Annotated in this window: 3 protein-coding genes; 1 reads left to right on the top strand and 2 read right to left on the bottom strand. The window is 70.2% G+C overall.

Annotated features, from left to right (window positions below; translation table 11 throughout):
* Positions 1–264 (bottom strand): carboxylesterase family protein (locus AB0M95_RS40975; protein WP_363777188.1); only part of this gene is annotated, 264 nt, incomplete at its 3' end.
* A 387-nt stretch (positions 265–651) separates the two neighbouring features.
* Positions 652–801, bottom strand: a complete 150-nt coding sequence (locus tag AB0M95_RS40970) for a hypothetical protein (RefSeq protein WP_363777185.1) — start codon at positions 799–801, stop codon at positions 652–654.
* 32 nt (positions 802–833) lie between these two features.
* Here AB0M95_RS40970 and AB0M95_RS40965 point away from each other — a divergent pair, with 32 nt between their 5' ends.
* Entirely contained in the window at positions 834–1,445 is a 612-nt protein-coding gene (locus AB0M95_RS40965; protein WP_363777182.1) for a hypothetical protein, read from the top strand.
* The last annotated feature ends 89 nt before the right edge of the window (positions 1,446–1,534 follow it).

Genomic DNA, 1,534 nt, shown 5'->3' with positions numbered 1-1,534 from the left:
CGGCTGCGGCGCGGCGAACCGGAGGGCGCCGACCGGCGGCTCGGCGAACGGGATGCCGCGGAAGACCGCCAGGCCCGCCTCCCTGCCGCCGCGCAGGACGCCGGCCGCCGTGCGGACTTCCGGCTCGGACTCGGACGGCTTGCTCGATGCGGTGACGGCCACTTCGCGGTCTCCTCTCCGTTCCTGCCCGGCCGAGCATCCCAGCGCGCGCCATCTGCGGGCAAACCATTTAGGGCGCAGCCCACATGACCCTGAAACCTCCATCTAGTTGATCTTGGGTGCTTCCCGGAAACGATCCCCCCCGCGCGCCGATGTCCTCCCTCGGGGGACCAGCCGGCCCCCGAAATCCGTCCCGGATTCTCCCGGGGAGTGCGACCTGCCCCGCTCTGCTGGACGCGTTCGCGGCTCACCCCGGCCTGATCACCGACCCGGCCGATCCTCGCCGAGCCGGGCTACGAGGGCGCAGGTCACCTGGGCTGCGCAGGGCCCGCCTGGCTCGTACCCGGACCCTTCGGGTGTCGTTGGGCGGATGGATCTGCGCGCCCCGGCGGTCGCTCGGGGGTGACACCGAGCATGGTCAGCGGCTGGGAACTCGGCCGACACAGCACGGCTCCCTTCATCAGGGGAGGGAGCCGCTGTCGTCCGGGCCTCTCAGCTCAGTCTGTGCCTCACCCACGCCAGACCGGCGTCCGCGGCGCGAGTGCGGAACTCGCGGGCCTGCTCGGGGCCGTGCCCGGCCTTGTAGACGCGGAACGGCGTGTCGGCCGAGAAGCTGAGTCCCGTCCAACCCGTGAGCGACACCCGCGCGCAAACCCTCTGCGAGGCGCGGCGGCGTGGCTACATTGAGCCGGAACGGCGAGATCGAGGGGGACGATCCGATGCGACGACGAACGCTGCTCACTGCGGCAGGGCTGAGTATTCCGCTGAGCCTGCTCCAACGGTTCGACGACGCTCTGGCTCTGTCCGACGAGCCCGATCAGCCCGAACGGCTGTCCGACATCCGCCAGCGGTTGCAGGTGGCGCGCCGCCAGTTCGACGTGAGCGCCCTGCCCTCGCTCGTGGCCGGGCTGCCCGGTCTGCTCGCCGTGGCCAAAGCGTGCGCGGAACGGATCGACACGCCGACAGGGTGGACGGTGCTCGCCGCGTGTTACAACCTCTCGACGGACGTGTTGAACAAAGTCGGACGCAAACCCTCTGCGGTGATCACCGCGGACCGGGGAGTGATCTACGCGCAGCGCTCCGGCGACGCCGTCGCGATGGCCGCGTCGGCCCGTGCCATGGGCATGATGCTTCGCACCTCCGGACGCAACGAGGTCGCCGCGCAGACGCTCATACGCGCCGCCGGACGGCTGGACGCGCTCGGGCTGCGGACGGCCCGTCAGACAGACGTCTACGTGCGGCTGTTGTGCGCAGCCGCTTACGCCACGGCCGGCAGCGGCGCTTGATCCCAAGCGGTGAAGGCAATCGGGCTATTGGGATGATCGACAGATCGGGGAATTACGGGGAGAAGTCTTCTTCTCGTCGTCGCTGATCT

It is taken from the genome of Sphaerisporangium sp. NPDC051017 (assembly GCF_040683095.1).
Classification (GTDB): domain Bacteria; phylum Actinomycetota; class Actinomycetes; order Streptosporangiales; family Streptosporangiaceae; genus Sphaerisporangium.
This window is presented reverse-complemented; position numbering and strand designations above follow the sequence as displayed.